Origin of the sequence: Mesorhizobium sp. M0870, assembly GCF_040319775.1 — a bacterium.
Taxonomy (GTDB): Bacteria; Pseudomonadota; Alphaproteobacteria; order Rhizobiales; family Rhizobiaceae; genus Mesorhizobium.
On record NZ_JAMYOI010000001.1, the window covers coordinates 494,967 to 517,843 of the forward strand.

24 protein-coding genes are annotated in these 22,877 nt (G+C 63.7%); 14 read left to right on the forward strand and 10 right to left on the reverse strand.

Going from position 1 to position 22,877, the window contains the following annotated elements; all coding sequences use genetic code 11:
• A complete protein-coding gene (locus NKH97_RS02325) occupies positions 1-801 on the reverse strand; it encodes a beta/alpha barrel domain-containing protein (RefSeq protein ID WP_127255183.1) in 801 nt (266 codons plus the stop codon).
• 161 nt (positions 802-962) lie between these two features.
• Here NKH97_RS02325 and NKH97_RS02330 point away from each other — a divergent pair, with 161 nt between their 5' ends.
• The 3 genes from NKH97_RS02330 (at position 963) to NKH97_RS02340 (ending at position 4,092) form a co-directional block, all read left to right on the forward strand.
• Complete coding sequence (locus NKH97_RS02330) at positions 963-1,724, forward strand: DeoR/GlpR family DNA-binding transcription regulator (RefSeq protein ID WP_023808795.1); 762 nt, start codon at positions 963-965, stop codon at positions 1,722-1,724.
• Between the two features lie 267 nt (positions 1,725-1,991).
• On the forward strand, positions 1,992-3,140 hold the full coding sequence (locus NKH97_RS02335) for a Gfo/Idh/MocA family protein (protein WP_023808796.1): 1,149 nt from the start codon (positions 1,992-1,994) through the stop codon (positions 3,138-3,140).
• 10 nt (positions 3,141-3,150) lie between these two features.
• Complete coding sequence (locus NKH97_RS02340) at positions 3,151-4,092, forward strand: alpha/beta hydrolase (protein WP_023808797.1); 942 nt, start codon at positions 3,151-3,153, stop codon at positions 4,090-4,092.
• A gap of 10 nt (positions 4,093-4,102) precedes the next feature.
• Here NKH97_RS02340 and NKH97_RS02345 read toward each other — a convergent pair whose 3' ends face one another.
• The gene (locus NKH97_RS02345; RefSeq protein WP_023808798.1) at positions 4,103-5,137 is read right to left on the reverse strand and encodes a LacI family DNA-binding transcriptional regulator; all 1,035 of its coding nucleotides are present in this window, start codon (positions 5,135-5,137) and stop codon (positions 4,103-4,105) included.
• Positions 5,138-5,549: 412 nt separating this feature from the next.
• On the opposite strand from NKH97_RS02345, the gene rsgA reads away from it, so the two are divergent.
• Complete coding sequence (gene rsgA / locus NKH97_RS02350) at positions 5,550-6,560, forward strand: ribosome small subunit-dependent GTPase A (RefSeq protein WP_031212275.1); 1,011 nt, start codon at positions 5,550-5,552, stop codon at positions 6,558-6,560.
• A 26-nt stretch (positions 6,561-6,586) separates the two neighbouring features.
• On the opposite strand, the gene NKH97_RS02355 is transcribed toward rsgA, so the two are convergent.
• Positions 6,587-7,120, reverse strand: a complete 534-nt coding sequence (locus NKH97_RS02355; RefSeq protein ID WP_023808800.1) for a sterol desaturase family protein — start codon at positions 7,118-7,120, stop codon at positions 6,587-6,589.
• A 173-nt stretch (positions 7,121-7,293) separates the two neighbouring features.
• Between NKH97_RS02355 and NKH97_RS02360 the strand changes: the two genes are divergently transcribed.
• Positions 7,294-7,764 (forward strand): NUDIX hydrolase, encoded by a 471-nt coding sequence (locus NKH97_RS02360; protein WP_023808801.1) that lies wholly within the window; start codon positions 7,294-7,296, stop codon positions 7,762-7,764.
• Between the two features lie 10 nt (positions 7,765-7,774).
• On the opposite strand, the gene pobA is transcribed toward NKH97_RS02360, so the two are convergent.
• Genes pobA through pcaD form a run of 6 tightly spaced genes read right to left on the reverse strand, consistent with a single transcriptional unit; the run spans position 7,775 to position 12,584 of the window.
• Positions 7,775-8,947, reverse strand: coding sequence for a 4-hydroxybenzoate 3-monooxygenase (gene pobA / locus NKH97_RS02365; protein ID WP_023808802.1), 1,173 nt, complete (start codon positions 8,945-8,947; stop codon positions 7,775-7,777).
• The gene (locus NKH97_RS02370) at positions 8,947-9,999 is read right to left on the reverse strand and encodes a 3-carboxy-cis,cis-muconate cycloisomerase (protein WP_352795278.1); all 1,053 of its coding nucleotides are present in this window, start codon (positions 9,997-9,999) and stop codon (positions 8,947-8,949) included. The genes pobA and NKH97_RS02370 overlap by 1 nt, the downstream gene beginning before the upstream one ends.
• A 19-nt stretch (positions 10,000-10,018) precedes the next feature.
• A complete protein-coding gene (pcaG, locus tag NKH97_RS02375) occupies positions 10,019-10,633 on the reverse strand; it encodes a protocatechuate 3,4-dioxygenase subunit alpha (protein WP_023808804.1) in 615 nt (204 codons plus the stop codon).
• On the reverse strand, positions 10,633-11,385 hold the full coding sequence (gene pcaH / locus NKH97_RS02380) for a protocatechuate 3,4-dioxygenase subunit beta (RefSeq protein WP_023808805.1): 753 nt from the start codon (positions 11,383-11,385) through the stop codon (positions 10,633-10,635). The genes pcaG and pcaH overlap by 1 nt, the downstream gene beginning before the upstream one ends.
• The gene (pcaC, locus tag NKH97_RS02385) at positions 11,375-11,782 is read right to left on the reverse strand and encodes a 4-carboxymuconolactone decarboxylase (protein WP_023808806.1); all 408 of its coding nucleotides are present in this window, start codon (positions 11,780-11,782) and stop codon (positions 11,375-11,377) included. The genes pcaH and pcaC overlap by 11 nt, the downstream gene beginning before the upstream one ends.
• On the reverse strand, positions 11,775-12,584 hold the full coding sequence (gene pcaD / locus NKH97_RS02390; protein ID WP_023808807.1) for a 3-oxoadipate enol-lactonase: 810 nt from the start codon (positions 12,582-12,584) through the stop codon (positions 11,775-11,777). Before pcaD ends, pcaC begins: the two co-directional genes overlap by 8 nt.
• A 92-nt stretch (positions 12,585-12,676) precedes the next feature.
• On the opposite strand from pcaD, the gene pcaQ reads away from it, so the two are divergent.
• On the forward strand, positions 12,677-13,594 hold the full coding sequence (gene pcaQ / locus NKH97_RS02395) for a pca operon transcription factor PcaQ (RefSeq protein WP_023808808.1): 918 nt from the start codon (positions 12,677-12,679) through the stop codon (positions 13,592-13,594).
• A gap of 18 nt (positions 13,595-13,612) precedes the next feature.
• On the opposite strand, the gene NKH97_RS02400 is transcribed toward pcaQ, so the two are convergent.
• Positions 13,613-14,548 (reverse strand): aldose 1-epimerase, encoded by a 936-nt coding sequence (locus tag NKH97_RS02400; RefSeq protein ID WP_352795279.1) that lies wholly within the window; start codon positions 14,546-14,548, stop codon positions 13,613-13,615.
• Between the two features lie 54 nt (positions 14,549-14,602).
• Here NKH97_RS02400 and NKH97_RS02405 point away from each other — a divergent pair, with 54 nt between their 5' ends.
• The 8 genes from NKH97_RS02405 (at position 14,603) to NKH97_RS02440 (ending at position 22,863) form a co-directional block, all read left to right on the forward strand.
• Positions 14,603-15,394: a FadR/GntR family transcriptional regulator gene (locus NKH97_RS02405; RefSeq protein ID WP_031212276.1), complete on the forward strand. Its 792-nt coding sequence runs from the start codon at positions 14,603-14,605 to the stop codon at positions 15,392-15,394.
• Positions 15,391-17,118, forward strand: a complete 1,728-nt coding sequence (locus NKH97_RS02410; RefSeq protein ID WP_128302382.1) for an IlvD/Edd family dehydratase — start codon at positions 15,391-15,393, stop codon at positions 17,116-17,118. The genes NKH97_RS02405 and NKH97_RS02410 overlap by 4 nt, the downstream gene beginning before the upstream one ends.
• An 11-nt stretch (positions 17,119-17,129) precedes the next feature.
• Positions 17,130-17,906, forward strand: coding sequence for an SDR family NAD(P)-dependent oxidoreductase (locus tag NKH97_RS02415; RefSeq protein WP_352795280.1), 777 nt, complete (start codon positions 17,130-17,132; stop codon positions 17,904-17,906).
• 34 nt (positions 17,907-17,940) lie between these two features.
• A complete protein-coding gene (gene araD1 / locus NKH97_RS02420) occupies positions 17,941-18,939 on the forward strand; it encodes an AraD1 family protein (RefSeq protein ID WP_352772196.1) in 999 nt (332 codons plus the stop codon).
• A 52-nt stretch (positions 18,940-18,991) separates the two neighbouring features.
• The gene (locus NKH97_RS02425) at positions 18,992-20,017 is read left to right on the forward strand and encodes an ABC transporter substrate-binding protein (RefSeq protein ID WP_127255164.1); all 1,026 of its coding nucleotides are present in this window, start codon (positions 18,992-18,994) and stop codon (positions 20,015-20,017) included.
• 76 nt (positions 20,018-20,093) lie between these two features.
• Entirely contained in the window at positions 20,094-21,197 is a 1,104-nt protein-coding gene (locus NKH97_RS02430; RefSeq protein ID WP_352609327.1) for an ABC transporter ATP-binding protein, read from the forward strand.
• Positions 21,194-22,066 (forward strand): ABC transporter permease, encoded by an 873-nt coding sequence (locus tag NKH97_RS02435; RefSeq protein WP_352609326.1) that lies wholly within the window; start codon positions 21,194-21,196, stop codon positions 22,064-22,066. The genes NKH97_RS02430 and NKH97_RS02435 overlap by 4 nt, the downstream gene beginning before the upstream one ends.
• Positions 22,063-22,863 (forward strand): ABC transporter permease, encoded by an 801-nt coding sequence (locus NKH97_RS02440; protein ID WP_128302376.1) that lies wholly within the window; start codon positions 22,063-22,065, stop codon positions 22,861-22,863. The genes NKH97_RS02435 and NKH97_RS02440 overlap by 4 nt, the downstream gene beginning before the upstream one ends.
• The last annotated feature ends 14 nt before the right edge of the window (positions 22,864-22,877 follow it).

A 22,877-nucleotide genomic window follows, 5' to 3' on the forward strand; every position in this document is an offset into this window, starting at 1 on the left:
TCAGGCACCCGCCTTCGCCAAGGCGTCTTGCGCCGAAAGGCCGTCATGGATGACGCCTCGAAAGGCGATCGCTGCCTTTTCCGGATCGCCGTGCCCCCAGAGATTGCGGCCCACCACGGCACCGCGCGCGCCGGCACGGATGGCGTCCGCCGTCTGCTGAAGGGCGCCGAGCAGCGTGTCGGTCTTCGGACCGCCGGCGATCACAACCGGCACCGGGCAGGTCCGAACGGTCTCTCGAAACGACTCGAAATCGCCCGTGTAACCGATCTTGATCACGTCGACGCCGGACTCGTAGCCGATGCGTGCCGCATAGGCGATCTCGTCGGGGGTGAAGACGATTTTTGCCCCGTCGGTGAAATCGCGAGGGTAGATATGCGCCACCACCGGCATGCCGTAACGGGCCGCCGCATTCACCGAATCGGTCAGCCAGCGTATGTATTTGCCCTCGGTCGCGCCGCGCACCGGAATGGCCACGGCCAACGCATCGGCGCCAGCGCGCACCGCATCCTCGGGCGTTGCAATTAGTTCACTGATGCGATCGTCCGGGGTGAAGCAGCCGGCCTGGATCACCAGGCAAGCCTTGCCCGCGTATTGCGGCCACAGATGGCGCGCAGTGCCAGGCTGGATGCTGACGTAGTCGGGTTTGCCTACCATGACGCGTGCAAGCGCGCCCGGCAGGTCGGCAAGACCTCCTTTGCGCACGTCGCCATAGCCGACAAAGTGGTCGACCGCGCCGCCAAAAAGATTCCCCGACGGATGTGAGAAGAGGCGCGCCAGGCGCACCTTGGTTCCGAGGCTCATGAGTCCAAAACTCTCCAATCGATTGATTTCAAAATCCTGGACCCAGTGTTTGCGAAAGAAAAGACAAATGCAATCTTTCGAAAGCTTTCGAATTCGCATATTTTTGGTAGAGTGAACCGAAGCCAGGGCGATCGCTTGGCGCATGGAGGCAAGGACAGGGCATGTTGTCAGAGCAGAGACGCCAGTCGATCCTGGGTGAAGTGCAACGCAGCGGACAGGTTCGCATCAAGGACCTGTCAGACGATTTTGGCGTGTCGGAAGTCACGGTGCGCTCCGACCTCGAGATACTGGACCGTAAGGGACTGCTGACCAAGACCCGTGGAGGCGCAGTGACCCGGACCACGGATTCGACCACGGCCGCGTTCGCCCGGCGGATGCAAACGAACCTCGATGCAAAGAAACGCATCGCCCGGGCAGCGGTAGAACTGTTCGAGGACAACCAATCGGTCATCTTCGACGGCGGCTCGACATTGATGCAGGTTGCCATGCTGTTACCGCCGCTCAGCAATGTCGTGGTCGCGGCCACGGCGATGAATATCGTGCAGCATCTGATGCATCGGCCCGGGCTCGACGTTCACATGATCGGCGGCCGGGTCTATCCAGACACGGTGAGCACACTGATCACCGATGCCGACACGGCTCTCGGCGGCTTGGTAGCGCATCAGGTCTTTGTTGGAGCGCATGCGATTGACTCGTCACTGGATGTGGTCGACGTGAACGAAGACATGGCGCGAACGAAGCGAAACCTCGTGCGCATGGCCCGGCGCGTTGTCCTCCTTGCGGATTCGAGCAAATGGGGCGTCAGCGGGACCTCAAAGGCCTTTTCGCTGTCGAGCGTCGATGTCGTGATCACGGACGATGGCCTGTCCGGCGCGATACGCAGCCAGCTTGATAGGACCGGGGCCAAGGTGATCTATGCCTGACTCCCTCGCGGTCCCTGGCCACGACGGAAATACCCAATGCGCGCATGACCCACCGGATTCGCATCGGCGGTCGGCCGTTTTTTCATGTCGGTCATTTTCTCCTCCCAGGGCTGGCAGCCTCCCGATATCGCGCCAGCATTTTCGCATGTTGTATAAAAATTTTACGCGCGTCAATATTTAAAATGTTGTATAGCCCTTTGCGAAAGCGATCCGTTGCCGGCTGGGCGAATCCGGCGGAGCATGGCGCATCGGGAGGTACGATCGAAAATGCACGGGATACCAATGACGAAACTCGGGATCGGCGTCATCGGATGCGGCAATATCTCGATGACCTATCTGCGCAATGCCGCCCTCTTCGGCGGCATCGAATTGCGCGCCTGCGCCGATATTTCCGCCGACATGGCGGCAGTGCGGGCGAAGGAATATGGCATACGGGCACTCGGCGTCGATGCACTGCTGGCCGACCCCGAGATCGATCTTGTCCTCAACCTGACCATTCCGGCGGCGCATTTCGATATTTCGTTTGCCGCGCTTTCGGCCGGCAAGCACGTCTTCACCGAAAAGCCGCTCGCCACCTCGGCCGCCGATGGACAGCGCCTGGTCAATGAGGCGCGGTCGCGCGGCCTGCTGCTCGGCTCGGCGCCCGACACGTTCCTCGGTGCTGCCGGGCGCCGTGCGCGCCGGTTGATGGACCAGGGCGCCATTGGCCGTCCGGTCACCGGCACCGCCTTCATGATGGGCCGCGGCATGGAGCACTGGCACCCCAACCCGCAATTCTACTACCAGCCAGGCGGTGGCCCGGTGTTCGACATGGGTCCGTACTATCTGACCATGCTGGTCAATCTGCTCGGCCCGGTCGAGCGCGTCATGGCAATGGCGACACGCGGCCAGGAAGAAAGGCTGATCACCGCCGAAGGGCCATTCAAGAACACCACATTCAAGGTCGGCACGCCGACCAATGTGCTGTCGCTGCTCGAGTTCCGCTCCGGCGCGACCGTCACCTTCGGCGCCTCGTGGGACGTCTTTCGCCACTCCAACCATCCGATCGAACTGCACGGCACGGAGGGCTCGCTGCGCCTGCCCGACCCCGACACGTTCGGCGGCACGGTGTCGCTGTCGGAACGCGGCACCGACTGGCAGGATTTCGCCAGCGAGGGCGAGCTCTACGGCGCCCGCAACTGGCCTTACGCGGCACCCGATCGCGCCAATTACCGCATGCTCGGCGTCGCCGATCTGGTGCGCTCGCTTCAAACCGGCAACACCCCACGGGCCTGCGGCAGCCTTGCGCTGCATGTACTGGAGGTCATGGAGGCTATCCTGCGCTCCGGTGAAACACAGGGCTCGGTCGCCATCGCGGGCGATGTCGTGCAGCCGGCTCTGCTGACCGAGGAAGAGGCGAGCAGCCTGCTGGCCTGAGGGTATGATCATGACGCTCGATCCGGATGCGCTGCGCGTCCTCGAAATTGGTCGTGCAGCCGGCGGCGAGCCATTCGAGACCGGCAGCGTGGCGGCGGCGCGAACTGCCTACAACGCCTCGTTCCCGGCGCTACAGGGTGAGCACGAGCCGGTCGCTGCGACCCAGGAACGGCAGATCGACGGGCCGAATGGGCCTATTGCGCTCCGCATCCATCGCGGCATCGGCGCACCGCAAAGCGGGGCGCCGGCGCTGCTCTATTTGCATGGCGGCGGCTGGGTCATCGGCAACCTCGATTCGCATGACGAGATCTGTCGCCTGATGGCCAATCTCGGCAACGCCGTCATTGTCTGTCCTGACTATCGCCTGGCACCGGACCATAAATTTCCCGCCGGGCTCGAGGATTGTCTGGCAACTCTTCGTTTCCTGGCCGAGAACGCCGCCGATCTCGGCATCGACATCAGACGCATCGGTGTGGCCGGCGACAGCGCCGGCGGCAATCTCGCCGCCGTGCTGGCGCTGCTCGCCCGCGATGGGCTGGCGCCGTCCCTTGCCGCGCAGATCCTGATCTATCCCAACACCGACGCGCGGCAGACATCCGACAGCTACCGGCGTTTCGGCGACGGCTTCGGGCTCACCGCAACCACCATGGCCTGGTTCCGCGACCATTATTTGCGAACGCCCGACGATATCACGGACTGGCGCGTCTCGCCCTTGCTGGCGCCTGCCCTCGCCGGCGCGGCGCCGGCTTTTGTGGCGCTTGCCGGCTGCGACATCCTCGCCGACGAAGGGGCAGCCTATGCGGCGCGCCTGCAAGCCGCGGGCGTTCCGCTCATCCTGCGGCAATGGCCGGGCCAGATCCACGGCTTCGTCTCGATGGGACGCCATATCCCCGCTGCCCGGCAAGCGGTGGCCGAGGCGGTGGCCGCCTGGCGCCAGTTCGAGAAAAGCTGATGCCGGTCGCTCAGGCTGACTGACGCATCACCAGGGTGGCGCCGAGCTTGACGGTGCGCGCCATGCCCTGCTTCGGCGGATCGGCCTCGTCCAGCAAGGCCAGCAGGATCTCGACGCTGCGCCCGGCCATGGCGGCGAAATCCTGCGCCATGGTGGTCAGCGCCGGGCAGGTGTAGCGGCTCAGCGGATGATCGTCATGCGCGGCAACGCGCAGATCGCAATCGGGCCTGCGGCCGACCTTCAGGCCGCGCGAGAACGCAGCCGCCATCACGCCAAAGGCGAGACGATCGTTGGCACACAGGATTGTGCGGCCGGGCAAGGCGCCGGCCTCCAGCATTTTTTCCGTCTGCTCGTAGCCGATGCGTTCGAAGTCCCAGGTGTAATCGCGGGCGGCCTCGATGACGACCGGCTTGAACCCGGCGGTCTCCATCGCGACGATGTAGCTTTCCTGGCGTTCGCCGGAGTTGTGGTTGACGTGTGGGATGTCAAGATAGACCGGCGGCTCACCCGAACGGCAGAGATAGTCGACGATGGTCGAGACGCTCTGCCGGTTGTCGTTGCCAACGAACGGCGTATCGCCCTCGATATAGGTGTCGAAATAGACGATCGGAATGTCCTGCCCGAGCTTGTCGAAGACGCCGCGGTCAGAAGCCAGGCCCAGTGGGGCGATGATCGCGCCGGCGACCTTCAGGGACAGCAGCGTCCTGACCGACTCCGCCTCCAGCTTCGGCGAACCATGCGAGGAGATGACGATCGGCCAGTAGCCTTCGTCGCGGCAGCGAAATTCGATGCGGCTGACCATCTCGGCGTAGAACGGATCGGTGATCGTCGGCACGACGATGCCGATGTTGCGGGTGCGCTTGCGGTTGAGGTTGCGGGCGAAAAGGTTGGGCTGATAGTCCGAGGAGCGCAGGGCGGCTTCGATGCGCGCCCGCGTCGCCGGCTTCACGCTCGCCGGATCGTCGAAATATTTGGACAGCGTCGGCCGGGACACGCCGCATGCCTGGGCGAAGTCGTCCATCGTGCGGTGTGTCTTCTCCGCCATCGATATATTCCTGATCCCCTGCCATGATCGGCCCCGCCACCAGTCATGCGGCCGTTGACCGGATGCGACAATGCTCGACAGAACTTATTCAGTCAATTTTCACGGTTACCAATAGAGCGCAAAAAAATTGCATGCGTCAAATTATTTGTTAACGTTTAAAGCTGACGTGGCTCGCCGCCGTTTTCCCGCCAAACGCTTTCGGACAGCGCTGTTTCGTCGACTTGATCGTCAGTTCGACTATCAAGGGATAGGCTGCAGAAGCTTGCCGCTCGCTCTCGGCTACGGGCCTGCTTGCCAAATGTCGCCATGCCGCCCATACACGGCTTGGGCAATCGCCTCGCCCGTTCGCCACCTGCCAGGGATACTGTCCGATGTCTGCGACGCCGTGGTCAAAGCCGTGACGGATTCTTCCATGCCATCTCTCGCCAGCCTGGGCTGGACGGATTTTTTCGCTGATCAGCTCGAGCCCGACGACGCCGATCTCGTGCCGACGCGGATCGCCACCGTCCACCGCGATCGCCTGACCGGCCTGTCGCAGGCAGGGCCGGTCGATCTGACGCTGCCGGCGCAGGCGAACACCGGTGACTATGCGGTCGGCGACTGGGTGCTGGTCGATGGGCATGAACACCTTGTCCAGCGCCGCCTGTCCCGCAAGACGGTGTTGGAACGCCGCACCCAGGGCGGCAGGGTGCCGCAGCTTGCCGCGGCCAATGTCGACACGCTGTTCATCGTCACCTCGTGCAATGCCGACTTCAATCCCGCCAGGCTCGAGCGCTACCTGGCGCTGGCCAATGAAGCCGGAACGACGCCGGTGATCCTGCTGACCAAGGCCGATACCGCTGAAGACGCCGAGACCTATGAAAGGCAGGCTGCCGCGTTGCAGCGCGGATTGCCGGTCGTGATGCTGAACCCCCGCACATCGGATGCGGCAACCGCCCTGGCTGCCTGGTGCGGTGTCGGCCAGACGGTGGCGCTGATCGGCTCCTCCGGCGTCGGCAAATCGACGCTGGTCAACACGCTGGCCGGATCGGCGCAGCAATCGCCGCAACAGACCGGAGGCATTCGCGAGCACGATTCCAAGGGACGCCACACCACCACGTCGCGATCGCTGCACGCCATTGCCGGCGGCGGCTGGGTGATCGATACGCCGGGCATGCGGACTTTGCAGGTCAGCGACGTCGCCTCCGGCATCGACACGCTGTTTGCCGAAATCACCGAGCTCGCGCCGCTCTGCAAGTTCCGCGACTGCACGCATGTGCATGAGCCGGGCTGCGCTGTGCAGGCTGCCTTAAAGGCCGGGACGCTCGATCCGGAGCGCCTTGCCCGCTGGCGAAAACTGTCCGACGAGAACCAGAACAACACGCCGGTTCAGAGCGGCCCCCGCGGAGCCAAGTCTCCCGGCGGTCGCGGGAAGAGGCGTTGAACGGTTGGGGTTGGTCTGGCCTCGGACTAGAGCCGCGCCGTCCCGAAAACCCGATCCCAGAATATCGACGTCACGCCGAAATTGGCGTTTTCGTCGACATGATGATGCACGGCGTGTCGGCGCTTGAGCGTGTAGAGATAGCTCGGATGGGCGGGGTGCCAGTGATGGATCATGTGGTGGATGCTGATGTACCAGAGGTACCCCAGCATCAGCCCGCAGCTTACCGCGCTCGCGGTTGCGAAGTCCGAGACCACCCAAACGGGCACAAACGCGATCAGCGCATGCACCCCGAGGCTGAGCCAGGTCGGGGTGCCCACCGAACTGCGCTCCTCGACATGGTGACGATCATGCAGGTCCTTGATGTAGGGAATATGGTGAAGAACGAACCTGTGCAGCACATACTCGATCAGCGTCCAGAGGCCTAGACAGGCGAGGACCGTGCCGATCCAGCCTGGTGCACTCTCTTCGCCGGCCTCGAGCAGCCCGGCCACTGCCAGCACGGCGATTACCAGCGGATACACGACGAAGTCGCTATAGTAGCCAATAAGACCGAGTTGCATCGTCACCTAGCCTTCGAGCCGCCAAATAAGCGATGGTATCAGATTGCCGGACTCGCGGGTGAGGTGCAATGCAGACGAACCTGACATAGCGTCGCAATCCCTAGGTGCAAGGTTCGCGTCAACGATTCAAGGACCATCGGCAGGCTGCCGGCTTCGCAAACGGACGTATCACAATGGCAAAACGCAGTGCGGGATTGCTGATCTATCGCCGCGGCGACGGCGATCTCAGGGTGTTGCTGGTTCATCCGGGCGGACCGTTTTGGGCGAAGAAGGACGACGGTGCGTGGTCGATACCGAAGGGCCTCATCGGCGAGAACGAGGACGAGTTGGCGGCAGCGCAGCGCGAGACCGAGGAAGAGCTCGGCATCAGGGTCGATGGGTCCTTCACGCGTCTCGGCGACTACAGGCAACCAGGCGGAAAGATCGTCATGGCCTGGTCTGTCGAGGCGACCGCCGACATTGATGTCGCTGCCATCACGAGCAACATTTTTACCATGGAATGGCCGCCAAGGTCGGGATTCCTGAAGGAGTTCCCGGAGGTGGACAGAGCGGGCTGGTTCACCTTGGCCGAGGCCGAGGTGAAGATCCTCAAAGGGCAGCGCCCGATGCTGTCGGACTTTGCCAGGCAGCAAGGCGCCGGATGATCCGCGGCCCTCAGTACGGCAGGCCGACATAGTTCTCGGCGAGCGCGGTCGATGCGGCACGTGACTGCACGAGGTAGTCGAGTTCGGCCTCCTGGATGCGCTGGCCGAACTCGCCGGTGTCTGGAAAGCGGTGCAGCATCGTCGTCATCCACCAGGAGAAACGCACCGCTTTCCAGACCCGTGCCAGAGCCTTGCCTGAATAGGCGTCGATGCCGGCCGTTGACTTGTCGCGATAGAAATCGTGCAGGCCGGCAAAGAGATAGCGCACGTCGCTGGCGGCGAGGTTGAGGCCCTTGGCGCCGGTCGGCGGCACGATGTGGGCGGCATCACCGACCAGGAAGAGCCGGCCGAAGCGCAGCGGCTCGGCAACGAAGGAGCGCAGCGGCGCGATCGATTTCTCGAAGGACGGTCCAGTGACGACATTTGCCGCCGTCTGCTCCGGCAAGCGGCGGCGCAACTCGTCCCAGAAGCGCTCATCCGACCACGCCTCCACGCGATCGTCCTGCGGGCACTGCACATAGTAGCGGCTGCGATGCGTCGAGCGCATCGAGCACAGCGCAAAACCCCGCTCGTGATTGGCGTAGACCAGTTCGCGGTCGGCTGGCGGCACCTCGGCCAGCACGCCGAGCCAGCCGAACGGATACCGCCGCTCGAAGATTTTTAGCGCACGCTCGGGCACCGATTTGCGGCTGACGCCATGATAGCCGTCGCAGCCGGCAACGAAGTCGCAGTCGATGCGATGCGTGACGCCGTCCTTGTCATAGGTGGCGAAAGGCGCGGTGCCGTCGAAATCGTGCAGAGCGACATTTGCCGCCTCGTAGATCGTGGTCAGCCCTGCCGCGTCGCGCTTGTCCATCAAATCGTGCGTCACCTCGGTCTGGCCATAGACGGTGACATGCCTGCCGCCGGTCAGCGCCTCGAGGTCGATGCGATGCAAGCGTCCGTCGAAGGCGAGCGAGATGCCAGTGTGCGGCAGCCCTTCGGCATGCAGCCTTGCCGCCGCGCCGGCCTGTTCCAGCAATTCGACGGTGCCCTGTTCGAGCACCCCTGCCCGCACGCGGCCAAGCACGTGCTCGCGGCTCGCACGTTCCAGAATGACCGTCTCTACGCCGATGCCGGCCAGCAGTTGCCCAAGCAGCAGCCCGGACGGCCCGGACCCGATGACGACGATTTGCGTGCGCATCAGTGGCCGAGATTTTCGACCTGTGCGGCCAGTTCGGCGGCAAGGCGCAGCGACGCGGCCGTTGCGACGACCATCTGCGGCAGCAATAGCCACTCCAGCGTCCAGGCAGCACCCGACCGCTCCTGCTCATGCACGAGCGCGTGATGCATGCCGGCAAGCTGCGTGGCGTTGAAGCGGGCAAGCGCCACCAGCGCTTCGGCCTTCACCGGGTTCTTCTTGTGCGGCATGGCCGACGAGCCGCCGCCACTGGAAAGCTCGATCTCGGTTCCACCTTGCGCCAGCAGCGCGATGTCCTGGCCGAACTTGCCGAGGCTGCCTGATACCAATGACATCAGGCCGGCAAAGTCGGCGAGCGCGTCACGCTGGCTGTGCCACTGCGGTGCGTCGCCAAGACCAAGCCTGGCGGCAAGTGCCGCGCGCACCGCCGGCCCCTTGTCATCAAGCTTTTCCAGCGTGCCGGCGGCACCGCCGAATTGCACCATCAGCAGACGCCTGGACTGCTCGGATAGCCTCTCCTGATGCCGTTGCAGCGGCGCCCGCCACACCCTGACGCGATCGGCCACTTTGATCGGAAGCGCCTTCTGCATGCGCGTCATCCCGGTCAGCGCCCTGCCGCCAAAACGCTCTTTGAGCGAAGCGAGGCGTATGACGGTTTCGGTCAACAGCAGATCGAGATGCTCGACGACGGATTTCAGCCGAAGCATCAGGCCGGTGTCGATCACATCCTGGCTGGTCGCACCGAAATGCACTTTCCGGCCATGCGGTTCGCCGACCGCAGCCCTGATCTGGCGCACCAGCTCCGGCACCATGACGCCGTCCTTGGCGACCCCGGCTCGCAGCAGAGCCGTGTCCGGCCGGAAGGTGCCAAGCGCCGCCACGATCGCTGCCCCGGCATCCTTGGGGATTATCCCGTTATCGGCCTCCGCTTGCGACAGCGCCTGTTCAAAGGCCAGCATGGCCTCGATTTCCGCCTCAACGGAAAAATGCCTCGCCGCTTCTTCGTCGCCGAGAAGAGCGGAGAGCAGCGGATGGTCGAAAGGCGATACAGTCATGTCACAGGCCTCCTGAGCATCAGCTATCGAAGAAGACCGTTTCCTTCTCCCCCTGGAGATGGACATCGAAGATGTAGGTATCGCCCTTGCGCTCGGCGATTAGCGTCGGCACGCGGACGCGGTGCTCGATGCGTGCCAGGATCGCATCCCCGGCATTGGCCTTTTCCTCGTCGGAAAAATACAGCCTTGTGTGCAGGCCGAGATTGATGCCGCGGGCGACGATCCAGAGCGTGATATGCGGCGCCATCAGGCGACCATCGTTGAACGGGACGCGGCCAGGCTTGACCGTCTCGAACGTGCAGAGGCCGGTGTCCATATCGGTCGGGCAACGGCCCCAGCCGAAGAAATTCGGATCGGCAGCACCACGCAGTTCGGCCGGCGAATTGTAGAGCCCATCCGCATCCGCTTGCCAGATCTCGATCAGCGCGTCCTTGAGCGGCGTGCCGGTGCCATCGAGCACCCGGATGCGCAGGCCGATGCGCTCGCCCTTGGTCTTGTCGTTGACCATGGTGGCGCCGAGATCACTGGGATAGACGCCGCCGATGCCGCAGAAATTGGGTGTCAGCCCGATATGAACGTAGGGTCCGGCGGTCTGCGAAGGGCTTTCCCTGAGCCGGTCGAGCGACTGGGCCATCAATTGCCCTCCAGCCTGTTTTCGAACAGCGACGCGCGGCGCCCGCGCAGCACGATGTCGAACTTGTAGGCGCGCGCGTCGAAGGGGATCGTCGCTTGCATGTCGAGCGCGGCGATCAGCGTCTCAACGGCTGCCTTGTCGGGAATGCCGCGCGCGATCGGGCACTGCCAGATCAGCGGGTCGCCCTCGAAATACATCTGCGTGATCAGCCGCTGGGCAAAGCCGTGGCCGAACACCGAGAAATGAATGTGCGAGGGGCGCCAGTCGTTCGGCCCATTCGGCCAGGGATAGGGTCCAGGCTTGACGGTGCGAAACGCATAGCCGCCGTCCTCGGTGGTGAGGGCTCGGCCGCAGCCGCCAAAATTCGGGTCGAGCGGCGCCAGATAGCCATCCTTCTTGTGGCGATAGCGGCCGCCGGCATTGGCCTGCCAGAATTCGAGCAGCGCGCCGGGCACGCCAACGCCTCGCTCGTCGAGCACTCGGCCATGGACGATAATCCGCTCGCCGAGCGCGCTCTCGCCGGGCCTGGCGAAATTGTGGATCAGGTCGGCGTCAAGTTCGCCCAATATTGCGTGGCCGAAAACGGGGCCTGCAATCTCCGACAGCGTGTTGTCGAAGACGAGGGGGGCTTTTTGCGGCGAGCGCAGCATCGAGGTCTTATAATTCGGCGTCAGAGCCGGCGGATGCCAGGTCCGATCGCGCCGGAAGAAGGCGCCGGTCTCGGGCCTCGTCGAGCCGGACTCAGCGGGCATTCCTGGCTCCGTCCATTTCCGAAAACACGTCCTTGGCTATTCTGAAGGCACGGTTGGCGGCCGGCACGCCGGCATAGATGGCGACATGCAGGAACGCCTCGCAGACGTCGTCGCGCGAAGCACCGGTGTTGACGGTGGCGCGCACATGCATGGCGACCTCCTCATCATGGCCGAGTGCGGCGAGCAGCGCCAGCGTGACGATCGAACGCTCGCGCTTGGTGAAGCCCGGCCGCGCCCACACGGTACCCCAGGCGGCCTCGGTGATCAGTTCCTGGAAAGGCTGGTCGAAATCGGTGGCGGCGACCTCGGCCCGGTCGACATGCCGGTCGCCAAGCACGGAGCGCCGCACCGCGAGGCCGGTGCGATATCTGGCTTCGTTGCCGGGGACTTCATCCATGGGTTTCGGCTCCAGGGGCAAGCGATGCGATAAAATCGCGGATCAGGGCGACCAGCGCCTCTGGCTGTTCGACGCAAGGAATGTGCCCGGCGTCGCGGATGATTTCGAAGCGCGCGCCGGGGATCAGCTCGGCCAGGGAGCGGACAAGATCGGGAGGCGTCGAGCCATCCTGATCGCCGGCGACGCAGAGCGTCGGCACCGCTATGTGGCGTGCGGCATCGGTGAAATCCGCATCGCGAACGGCCATGCAAGTCCCGACGTAACCGGCAAGCGCTTGCCTGGTCATCATGTTCCAATAACCGTCCAGCTCGGCCAGACGCGCCGCGTGGAAGGCGGGGGTGAACCACACTTTGAGCACGCCATCCGCAACGGCCTGGATGCCCTTGCTTTCGACCGTCGCGATGCGTGTGTTCCAGCTGTCTGTCGTGCCGATCTTGTGGGCCGTGTCGCAAAGGATCAGGCCTTCGACCATTTCTGGGCGCCGGCGATAGAAGCCTTGTGCGATCAGGCCGCCGACCGACAGGCCGCACAGCACGACCTTGCTCAACCCGAAATGATCGACGAGCGCCGAGAGATCGTCGACATGATCGTCGATCGATCTGATGTCGCCGATATCGGACAGCCCATGGCCGCGCTTGTCATAGACCAGCAGCGGCATTTCACCATCGAGCGCCGAGACAATTTCGTCCCAGACCCGGAAGTCGGTGCCCAGCGAATTGATGAATATGATCGGGCGTGCATTGCCGGCCGCCTTGGTGTGGCGATGGTGCAGCGTGATGCCGCCGATGGTGACGAATGGCACGGTTTTGGTCCTCCGCCTCCACATTGCACAAGGCGTTTGGTTCGGTAAAATGGTATTTTGCGTCGTTTCATTAACTCATGGGTTATCAATCCATGTCCCATAGCCGCATCCGGTTCCGTCACCTGCAGGCATTCCTGGAAGTTGCGCGGCAAGGAAGCGTGGCGCGAGCGGCCGACTTGCTGCATGTCAGCCCGCCGGCGGTGACCAAGACATTGCGCGAACTGGAAGAGGCGCTGGGGGTGGCGGTGGTGGAGCGCGACGGCCGCGGCATCCGACTGACGCGCATCGGCGAAATCTTCCTTCGCCATGCCGGCACGGCGATCACGGCGCTCAAGCAAGGCGTCGATTCCGTCCGGCAGGACGGAGCGGTCAACCGGCACCCGATCCGCATCGGCGCGCTGCCGACGGTCTCGGCGCGGGTGATGCCGCTCGCCATGACCTTGTTCCTCAAGGAGAGCGCCGGTGCGGCGATCAAGATCGTCACCGGCGAGAATGCGGTGCTGCTCGAACAGTTGCGAACCGGCGCACTGGATCTCGTCGTCGGACGGCTGGCGGCGCCGGAGAACATGACCGGCTTCTTCTTCGAGCACCTCTATTCCGAACCGGTGCTGTTCGTGGTGCGGGCGGGACATCCGCTGCTCGATCCAGGACAGGATGTGTTCGCACGGCTCGACGAATTCCCGATGCTGATGCCGACGCGGGAATCGGTCATCCGCCCCTTCGTCGACCGCCTGTTCATCACCAACGGCATGACGGCGCCGGCAACCGAGATCGAAACCGTCTCGGACTCCTTCGGCCGAGCCTTCCTGCGGCAGAGCAATGCCGTCTGGATCATTTCGGCTGGCGTCGTTGCCAACGAACTCGGCAGCGGCGCCTTCGTCGCCTTGCCGGTCAACACCGAGGAAACCAAGGGACCGGTCGGTCTGACCATGCGCACCGACACGGCGCCCTCGCCGGCCTTCTCCATCCTGCTGCAGACCATCCGCGAAGCAGCAAAGCAAAGCAGTTGATGCGGCTCAGATTGGCGATCAGGCCGCCTGCGAAGGCGTGAAGCGAACGCTTGCGGATCGCATCTGCCCAGGCGCCAGCACGATGCAACCGGTGTCGATGCCTGCTTCACCCGTGCGGTTGAAGGCGTCGGTGATGTTGCTGACCGGCTCGGCGCAAAAGAATGGCTCGCCGGGCGGCGTGTAGAGGACGAGGAAATCGAGCGGCGCCTCGGCCTCGATGTCCAGTTGCCGCCCACGCTCCGGCCAGGAGATCCGGGCACGGCGCGTCCATCCGGTGAAGACCGTGTCGAAGTCCGTCTCCGACACGTCGAAGCCGGTGGTAGGATTGGAGCCAGCGGGCGGCAGGACGTGCCGGGTGGGCAGGATTTCCGCATCGGTCTCCCACATGCCGGATACCTGCGCCTGGACATGTGTCCACGGTGTTGACGGGAAATAGGGATGGAGGCCGAAGCCTGCCGGCATCGGCATGTCCGAGAGATTGCGCAGCGAAAGGGCAATGATCAGCCCGCCATCGACCAGCGAGATCGCTTGCCTTGCCTCATAGCTCCACGGCCAGGAATCGGCGGCATGGCGATAAGATAGGAGGGTGGTGCTGGCTTCGTGCCGGACGACTGTCCATGGCCGACGCCAGCCATGGCCATGCTCATGATGCGGATCTTCCGGGCTGGTCGGCAGTTCGACGGTGCGGCCCGCGAATGCGAAGCGCCCGCCCCTTATGCGATTGGAATAGGGAACCAGCGGGAAGCAGGCCATGGCGCCGGCATCGCGGCTGTCGATCGCCGCCTGATCCGCAGGACGCAGCCAATCCACGACGGATCCGTTTTGCCGCCAGCGATACGACGCCAGCGCGCCGCCGGCGGCCGGGGCAATCTCTACAGTCGCAATGCCATCGCTGATCGAGACCAGCTCTTGATGCCGCTCGGCAACGGCAGCGGAATTCTTTGTCACCGGCATTCCCCCTCCCTTGACTCCAGTCGCAATGCCGATAAGACATATCATATGAATAGTATGAAGAATAAGAAATCTTTCAGCACGGCGCGCACGTCGAGGGTTGCGGTCGCGGTCTCCAGCGGCTCGACGGCGCTGCATGCGACTGTCGTCGAGCAGATCGGATTGCGCATCGTGCAAGGCGATTTCCTGCCCGGCGAGGCACTGCCCAATGCCGACGATTCCAGCGAGATGCTGGGGGTCAGCCGCACGGTGCTGCGCGAGGCGATCAAGGTGCTGGCCGGCAAGGGACTGGTCGAATCGCGGCCGAAGACCGGCACAAGGGTGCGTCCCCGTGCCGACTGGAATTTCCTCGACCCGGACGTCCTGTCATGGCGCTACGCAGGCGGCGTCAGCGCCGACGATGTCCGGGCGCTGTTCGAGCTGCGCCGAGCCATCGAGCCGATGTCGGCCGCACTTGCCGCGCAACGCGCCACGCCGGCGCAGATTGCCGAGATCAATGCCGCGCTGGCCGAAATGGAAGCGGTGGTTGACGACGGCGACCGCTTCGCCAAGCCCGATCTTTTGTTCCATCAGACCATCCTGCGCATGACCGGCAATGAGCTGATCGGCTCGCTGGCGGCACTGGTCGAAACCGCATTGGTGATGAGCTTTCGCCTCTCCAACGACAATCCGGACGGGCAGCGTCATTCTTTGCCGCTGCATCGGGAAGTGGCCGAAAAGATCGCATCCGGCGACGCCACTGGTGCGCAAAACGCGCTGCTGGTGCTCATCGACAATGCCGAGGAAGACGTGCGCCGCAGCGTCGAAAGCCGCAACAAGCGCCGCCAGGATCGGGAACAGACATCGTGACCGACACCAAACGCAAGCTGCGGTCCGAGGCCTGGTTCGGCGGTGAGGGCAAGAACGCCTTCATGCACCGCAGTTGGATGAAGAACCAGGGCATCCCCGCCGACGCTTTCGATGGCCGCCCGGTGATCGGCATCTGCAACACCTGGTCGGAACTGACCCCATGCAATGCCCATCTGCGGGCGCTGGCCGATCACGTCAAACGCGGCGTCTATGAAGCGGGCGGCCTGCCGCTCGAATTCCCGGTGATGTCGCTCGGCGAGAGCAACATGCGCCCGACCGCCATGCTGTTTCGCAATCTGGTCAGCATGGATGTCGAAGAGTCCATCCGCGGCAACCCCATCGATGGCGTCATCCTGCTGGTCGGCTGCGACAAGACCACGCCGGCACTCTTGATGGGTGCCGCGTCGTGCAACCTGCCGACCATCGCCGTTTCCGGCGGGCCGATGCTCAACGGCAAGTTCCGCGGACAGGATATCGGCTCGGGCACCCATGTCTGGAAATTCGCCGAGGAAGTTAAGGCCGGCCGGATGCCGGTCGCCGACTTTCTCGCCGCCGAGCAGGGCCAAAGCCGATCTGCGGGCAGCTGCATGACAATGGGCACGGCCTCGACCATGGCCAGCATGGTCGAGGCGCTCGGCATCGGCATGCCGGACAACGCCGCGATCCCCGCGGTGGATTCGCGCCGTGGCGTGCTCGCCCAGATGGCCGGACGCCAGATCGTCGACCTCGTCCGCAGGGACGTGACAATCGCGCAGATCCTCACCCGGGAAGCATTCGAGAACGCCATTCGAGTCAACGGCGCGATCGGTGGCTCGACCAATGCGGTGCTGCATCTGATCGCCATCGCCAACCGGATCGGTGTCGATCTCAGCCTCGATGACTGGGACCGCCTTGGCCGGGACATTCCAACTATTGTCGATTTGATGCCGTCGGGCCGGTTCCTGATGGAAGATTTCTACTACGCCGGGGGGCTAGCTGCGGTCATGGCGTCGCTTGATGAAGTGGGGCTTCTTCATCGCGACGCCATGACCGTCAGCGCCAAGACCATCGGTGAACTGATCGACGGCGCGCCCAACTACAACAGCGAGGTGATCCGGCCGCTGAGCCAGCCGCTGACCAAGGAAGGCGGCATCTCCATCCTGCGCGGCAATCTGGCGCCTGACGGGGCAGTCATCAAACCGTCCGCGGCAACGCCCGCGCTGATGCAACATCGCGGCAAGGCGGTGGTGTTCGAGAACATCGAGCACTACTACGCCCGCATCGACGATCCGGAGCTGGACATCGACGCCTCCTCGGTGATGGTACTAAAGAATTGCGGACCGCGCGGTTATCCCGGAATGGCCGAGGTCGGCAACATGCCGCTGCCGGCGAAACTGCTGAAGCAAGGCGTCTCCGACATGGTGCGCATTTCGGACGCGCGCATGAGCGGCACCGCCTACGGCACCGTGGTTCTGCACGTGGCACCCGAAGCAGCCGCAGGCGGCGCGCTGGCGCTGGTGCGCGACGGCGATCTTATCGAGCTCGATGTCGCCGGCCGCCGGCTGGAGCTTTTGGTATCGGACGAAGAGCTCGCAATCCGCCGGCGTGACTGGAAGCCGCCGGCGCCGCCTGAAGGCGGCTATCAGAGCCTTTATGTCGAGCGCGTGCTGCAGGCCGACAAGGGCTGCGATTTCGACTTTCTCGTCGGTCGGCGCGATGCCGGCATTCCTCGGCATTCGCACTAGAGAGGCGCGCGATGACGGATGAAATCGGCTATGCGATCTATCCAAGCCTCAAGGGCCGCAGCGTCTTCATAACCGGCGGCGGCAGTGGCATCGGCGAAAGCCTGGTGCGCCATTTCTGCGCGCAAGGCAGCCGCGTCGCCTTCGTCGACATGGCCGAGGAGCCTTCCCGGCGTCTGGTCGACGCGATCTCGGCCGAGGGACATGCCGCGCCGCTGTTCATTTCCTGCGACCTGCGCAACGTCGAAGAGTTGCAGGCGGCAACCGTTCAGGCGATGCAGCACAACGGCCCTATCCAGGCGCTGTGCAACAATGCCGGCAATGACGACCGCCACCAGACCAAGGACGTGACGGTTGCCTACTGGGACGACCGCATGGCGGTCAATTTGCGCCATCAGTTCTTCGCGGCGCAGGCGGTGCGTCCACAGATGAATGCGCTGGGCGGCGGCTCGATCATCAATTTCGGCTCCATCACCTGGATGGTCGGCGATCCGGATTGCCCAGCCTATGTCACCGCGAAAGCGGCTGTTTACGGCATGACGCGGGCGCTGGCTCGCGAACTCGGCCCCGAACGCATCCGCGTCAACTGCATGGTGCCGGGATGGGTCATGACAGAGCGCCAGATGCGGCTGTGGCTGAACTCGGCCGGCGAACGCCAGATCGCGGAAAGGCAGTGCCTGCCCGACCGGCTGCAACCCTCCGATATCGCGCGCATGTCGCTGTTTCTCGCCGCAGACGACAGCCGCATGTGCACGAGCCAGCAGTTCATCGTCGATGCGGGCTGGGTGTGACCCGTACGGCTCCAAGGGAAGAAGGTTAGTATTCATGCGTCTTGTTCAGTTCAGAATGGCCGACGGCAGCAGAGGGGTTGGCCGTGTCTCGGATGACGGCAATCATCTGCACCCGCTCGAAAAGACCGGCAGCGTGCTGGAGCTGGCCGAAGCGGCAATTGCCCAGGGCACGTCGATCGCAGCGCTGGTCGAGAAGCAGACGGGCACAGCGAAAATCGACTACGACCAACTGTTACGCGATGGCCAGGTGCTCGCTCCGGTCGACCATCCGGAACCGGCGCGCTTCCTGGTCACCGGGACCGGCCTGACCCACACGGGAAGCGCCGCCGCGCGCAACCAGATGCATGTTCTGACCCATGGCGAAGGTACCGAGGAATCGGATTCGCTGAAGATTTTCCGTATGGGCCTGGAAGGCGGCAAGCCTGCCGCCGGGCAGATCGGCATCCAGCCCGAATGGTTCTTCAAGGGCGTCGGCACCTGTGTCGTGCCGCCCGGCGCGCCGCTACCGATGCCGGCCTTCGCGCGCGCCGGCGCCGAAGAGGCCGAGATCGTCGGCCTCTATCTCAACGGTCCGGACGGCCGCCCCTATCGGATCGGCTATGCGCTCGGCAACGAATATTCCGACCATGTGACGGAGGGCGAGAACTACCTCTACCTCGCCCACTCCAAGCTTCGCTCCTGCTCCATCGGACCCGAGCTGCTGATCGGTGACCTGCCCGAAGAAGTGCGCGGCCATTCGCGCATCCTGCGCGACGGCACTGTCATCTGGGAGCAGGAGTTCCTGTCGGGCGAAGCGCACATGTCGCACTCGATCGCCAATCTCGAACACTTCCATTTCCGCTACCCGATGCACCGCAAGGCGGGCGACCTGCATGCCCATTTCTTCGGCGCGGCGGTGATGAGCTACGCCTCCGGCGTCAAGACGGCTTCCGGCGACGAGTATGAAATCCAGGCACAGACATTCGGCAAGCCACTGCGCAACCGGATGGTGTCGGTGCCGGACGAGGGACTGGTCGCTGTTACCCAGCTGTGACGGCGCAGGCCCGGAAATTACGGTCCACCAGAACGACAATGGGAGATTAAAAATGGGACTGAAGAAAGCGTTTCTAAGACTAGCGACAATCGGGCTCGGCATCGGCCTGATGACATCGGCGGCGCTCGCCGCGAACCTGCGGGTACTGGCCTGGGACGGCTACGCCGATGCCGACTGGGTCAAGGACTTCACCGCCGCGACCGGCATCGGCGTCGATGTCGTCTTCATCGGCAGCGACGACGAGATCTGGGCCAAGATCAAGGGAAGCGAAGGCCAGGACTTCGACGTCTTCGCCGTCAACACCGCCCAGTTGCAGCGCTACATCAAGGCCGACCTGGTGTCGCCGATCGACGTCACGAAGCTCGCCAACCAGAAAGAAGTGCTGCCGCGCTTCCGCGACCTGACGGCGGTCAGCGGCGTGACCAAGGACGGCAAGGTCTACGGCATTCCGTTCTGCTTCGACTCCATCGGCCTGATCTACGACACGGACAAGGTCAAGCCGGCGCCGACCTCGATGTCGGTTCTGTGGGACCCGGCCTACAAGGGCAAGGTTCTGGCCTATGACAATGGCGAGCACAATTTCTCGTTCACCGCACTGACGCTCGGCTACAAGGATCCGTTCAACCTCAACGAAGAGCAGATGGCGGCGGTCAAGGCCAAGCTGGTCGAACTCAAGCGCAACGTGCTGAGCTTCTACACCACCGCCGACGAGGCGCAGCAGATCTACCAGAACAATGACGTGGCCCTGATCTGGGCCAATTACGGCCAGCAGCAGGTCAAGGCGCTGCAGAAGATCGGCGCCCATGTCGCCTACGTCAACCCAAGCGAGGGCGCGCTCGCCTGGCTCGACAACTGGGTCATTTCCAAGGGTGTCCGTGACAATGCGGCAGCCGAGAAATGGATCGACTTCATGCTGAGCAAGAAGGTCGGCGGCGAGCTTTCCGAGCGCACCGGCTTCGGCAACACGGTGACGGAAACCGGCAGCGCCGGCGGCAACGACAAGCTGGTCTGGCTCAACAATGTCGAGGACCCGCTCAAGCGTTCGGACATGTGGAACGAGGTCAAGGCTACGCCCTGATCTTTCCGCTCTATGCCTTCGAAGGACCCGGCGGTCCGGAGGTTCCGGACCGCCGAAGCGTATGCGAGAGTATTTCATGAACCAGAACACCGACCTCTTGACGCTGCGGTCCGTCTCGAAATCCTACGGCACGGTCCCCGTGCTGCACGACATCGACCTGTCGATCCGGGATGGTGAGTTCCTCACCGTGCTCGGGCCTTCGGGCTCCGGCAAGACCACGGTGCTGCGGCTGATCGGCGGACTGGAACCGCTGACGTCAGGCGAGATCCGCCTGGATGGGCAAGACATCAGCCGCATGCCGATCAACCGACGGCCGTTCAACACGGTATTCCAGGACTATGCGCTGTTTCCGCACCTGACCGTTTCCGGCAATGTTGGCTACGGGCTTTCGGTTCGCCATATCCAGCGCAAGGAAATCGCGCGCCGTGTCGCGGAGGCGCTGGACCTGGTCCAGCTCGGACGTTTCGCCGACCGCTTTCCGGCGCAGCTCTCCGGCGGCCAGCGCCAGCGTGTCGCGCTCGCCCGTGCACTGATCTGCCAGCCGCGCCTGATCCTGCTCGATGAGCCGCTGGCGGCGCTCGACCTCGAACTGCGCAGGCAGATGCAGGTCTTCCTGAAATCCATCCAGCGCGAAATCAAGACCACCTTCCTGTTCGTCACCCATGACCAGGAGGAAGCCATCGGCATGGCCGATCGGATCTGCGTCATGGAGGCCGGCCATATCCGCCAGCACGGCACGCCGCACGACCTTTACTACAGGCCGAATTGCGAGTTCGTCGCGCGCTTCTTCGGCGAGAACAATCTGATGTCCGGAAAACTTGGGCCGGTGCAGGGCGAGCTGCGATCGATCGAGACGGCGCTCGGCCGCCTGGTCTGCTCGATCAGTGACCAGCCGCATTTGAAGGCCGCAGCAGATGGCGCCAGCGCCTACGCTGCGTTCCGTCCCGAGGCCTTGCATCTTGCAGACGCAAAGGACACCGACAACCGTTTTTCCGGCACGATCTCCGACATGGCCTTTGCCGGCTCATCGAGCGTCGCCACCATCGCGGCAGGCCCAGACAATGCTGCGCAACGCTTGCGGCTGCGCGTGCCGAGCCGCATCGACGGCAGCGCGCTCAAATCCGGCGAGGCTGTATCGCTTTCGTTTGCGCCGCATGAAGGCCATCTGGTGCTGGCATGAGCGAAGCCGGCTCGACACTCACTGCGGAAAGACGACTGTCGCTGCTGGTCACGGTGCTGGCGTTTGCCTTGCCGGTTGTCTTCGTCCTGGTGCCGCTGGCGATCTTCCTCGGCTACAGCTTCTTCAGTGTCGACCAGGGCACCATCGTCTACGGGTTGTCCCTGGGCAACTATATCAGGTTCTTCACCGATCCGGTCTTTCTGCCGGTGTTCTGGAACACCATCGTGCTGTGCGTGTCGGTGGCCATCATCTGCATCCTACTTGCCTATCCCGCCGCCTACTTCCTGACGACGCTGAAAGGCCGTTGGCGCTATGCCTTGCTGATGCTGCTGCTGGTGCCGCTGCTGATGAGCTACGTCATCAAGATCTATGCGATCCGCAGCATCCTCGGCCTCAACGGCTTCCTCAACAAGGCGCTGGTGGCGCTCGGCATCCTGCAGGAACCGTCGACGCTTTTCGTGTTCAACATGAACGCCATCCTGCTGACGCTGACGCTACTTTTGATTCCCTTCGCCATCCTGCCGATCTTCCTGTCGCTGGAGCGGATTCCGCAGGTGCTGCTGCGTGCCTCGGACGATCTGGGGGCCAGCAGCTTGCAGACCTTCCTGCGCATCACCTTGCCGCTCAGCCTGCCCGGCGTCGCTTCGGCGGCGAGCTTCGTCTTCGTGCTGGCGATCGGCGATTTCCTGACGCCGCAAATGGTCGGCGGCATCAGCGGCTTCACCTTCGGCCGCATCCTCTACAGCCAGTTCGGCACGGCCTATAACTGGCCGTTCGGCGCGGCGCTGTCGGTGGCGCTGGCCGTCGTGGTGATCGCCGCAATCCTCGTCGGCGAACGCTTTGGCCGCAACCGGGGGACTTCGGTATGAGCGCCCTGCCCCGACTGTCCACGATCTTTCTGGCCGCGATCACGACACTGGTTGCGGTGCTGCTCTACAGCCCGCTGTTCGTGCCGATCGTGTCGTCGTTCTTCACCATTTCGCATGGCTCCGTCGACTGGTCGGCGCCGACCCTGTCGACCTATGTGGCGCTGGCTGAAAACCACGACATACTGGTCGCCTTGCGCACCACGCTGATCGTCGGCGTCTGCACCGTCATCCTGTCGGTGGTCAGCGGAACGCTGCTGGCGCTCTATTATCATGGGCGCCGCTCCGGACGCTCGCTGCTGCAGTTCATCATCTTCCTGCCGTTCCTGATGCCTCCGATCATCAGCGGCCTGGCGCTGCTGATCTTCTTTCGCGAAATCGGTCTCGAACGCTCGCTGCTGACGGTCGTCATCGGCCATACGGTTTTCGTGCTGGCGATCGTCTACCGCACGGTGCTGATGCGGCTGCAGTCGATGAGCCGCACGCTGGTCGAAGCGTCCTACGATCTCGGTGCCACGGGCTGGCAGACCTTTTGGCGCATCATCCTGCCGAACCTGTCGAGCGCCATGGTCGGCGGCGCCATCCTGGCCTTCGCCCTGTCGTTCGACGAGACCATGATCACCATCCTGGTCACCGGCACGCAAAGCACGCTGCCGGTCAGGTTGTGGGCGATGATGCGGCTTGGCTTCTCACCCGACATCAATGCGCTGGTGGCGCTGATCCTGATGTTCACCGTGCTGCTCTGCGTGCTTGCCGCCCGCTTTCTCATCCCCAGACAGCTCGCAACGGAACGGACTTGAGATAGCGGGCAATC

Excerpts from the sequence above, each read along its gene's own strand:
- NKH97_RS02355 (WP_023808800.1), bottom strand. The coding sequence starts at position 7,120 with ATGCAACTCGGTCTTATTGGCTACTATAGCGACTTCGTCGTGTATCCG.
- pcaH (WP_023808805.1), bottom strand. The coding sequence starts at position 11,385 with ATGCCCGCTGAGTCCGGCTCGACGAGGCCCGAGACCGGCGCCTTCTTC.
- pcaC (WP_023808806.1), bottom strand. The coding sequence starts at position 11,782 with ATGGATGAAGTCCCCGGCAACGAAGCCAGATATCGCACCGGCCTCGCG.
- NKH97_RS02370 (WP_352795278.1), bottom strand. The coding sequence starts at position 9,999 with ATGACTGTATCGCCTTTCGACCATCCGCTGCTCTCCGCTCTTCTCGGC.
- NKH97_RS02415 (WP_352795280.1), top strand. The coding sequence starts at position 17,130 with ATGACGGATGAAATCGGCTATGCGATCTATCCAAGCCTCAAGGGCCGC.
- NKH97_RS02335 (WP_023808796.1), top strand. The coding sequence starts at position 1,992 with ATGCACGGGATACCAATGACGAAACTCGGGATCGGCGTCATCGGATGC.
- NKH97_RS02340 (WP_023808797.1), top strand. The coding sequence starts at position 3,151 with ATGACGCTCGATCCGGATGCGCTGCGCGTCCTCGAAATTGGTCGTGCA.
- NKH97_RS02440 (WP_128302376.1), top strand. The coding sequence starts at position 22,063 with ATGAGCGCCCTGCCCCGACTGTCCACGATCTTTCTGGCCGCGATCACG.
- NKH97_RS02330 (WP_023808795.1), top strand. The coding sequence starts at position 963 with ATGTTGTCAGAGCAGAGACGCCAGTCGATCCTGGGTGAAGTGCAACGC.
- NKH97_RS02345 (WP_023808798.1), bottom strand. The coding sequence starts at position 5,137 with ATGGCGGAGAAGACACACCGCACGATGGACGACTTCGCCCAGGCATGC.
- NKH97_RS02400 (WP_352795279.1), bottom strand. The coding sequence starts at position 14,548 with ATGCCGGTGACAAAGAATTCCGCTGCCGTTGCCGAGCGGCATCAAGAG.
- rsgA (WP_031212275.1), top strand. The coding sequence starts at position 5,550 with ATGCCATCTCTCGCCAGCCTGGGCTGGACGGATTTTTTCGCTGATCAG.
- NKH97_RS02425 (WP_127255164.1), top strand. The coding sequence starts at position 18,992 with ATGGGACTGAAGAAAGCGTTTCTAAGACTAGCGACAATCGGGCTCGGC.
- NKH97_RS02430 (WP_352609327.1), top strand. The coding sequence starts at position 20,094 with ATGAACCAGAACACCGACCTCTTGACGCTGCGGTCCGTCTCGAAATCC.
- araD1 (WP_352772196.1), top strand. The coding sequence starts at position 17,941 with ATGCGTCTTGTTCAGTTCAGAATGGCCGACGGCAGCAGAGGGGTTGGC.
- pcaG (WP_023808804.1), bottom strand. The coding sequence starts at position 10,633 with ATGGCCCAGTCGCTCGACCGGCTCAGGGAAAGCCCTTCGCAGACCGCC.
- pcaQ (WP_023808808.1), top strand. The coding sequence starts at position 12,677 with ATGTCCCATAGCCGCATCCGGTTCCGTCACCTGCAGGCATTCCTGGAA.
- NKH97_RS02325 (WP_127255183.1), bottom strand. The coding sequence starts at position 801 with ATGAGCCTCGGAACCAAGGTGCGCCTGGCGCGCCTCTTCTCACATCCG.
- pobA (WP_023808802.1), bottom strand. The coding sequence starts at position 8,947 with ATGCGCACGCAAATCGTCGTCATCGGGTCCGGGCCGTCCGGGCTGCTG.
- NKH97_RS02405 (WP_031212276.1), top strand. The coding sequence starts at position 14,603 with ATGAAGAATAAGAAATCTTTCAGCACGGCGCGCACGTCGAGGGTTGCG.
- NKH97_RS02360 (WP_023808801.1), top strand. The coding sequence starts at position 7,294 with ATGGCAAAACGCAGTGCGGGATTGCTGATCTATCGCCGCGGCGACGGC.
- NKH97_RS02435 (WP_352609326.1), top strand. The coding sequence starts at position 21,194 with ATGAGCGAAGCCGGCTCGACACTCACTGCGGAAAGACGACTGTCGCTG.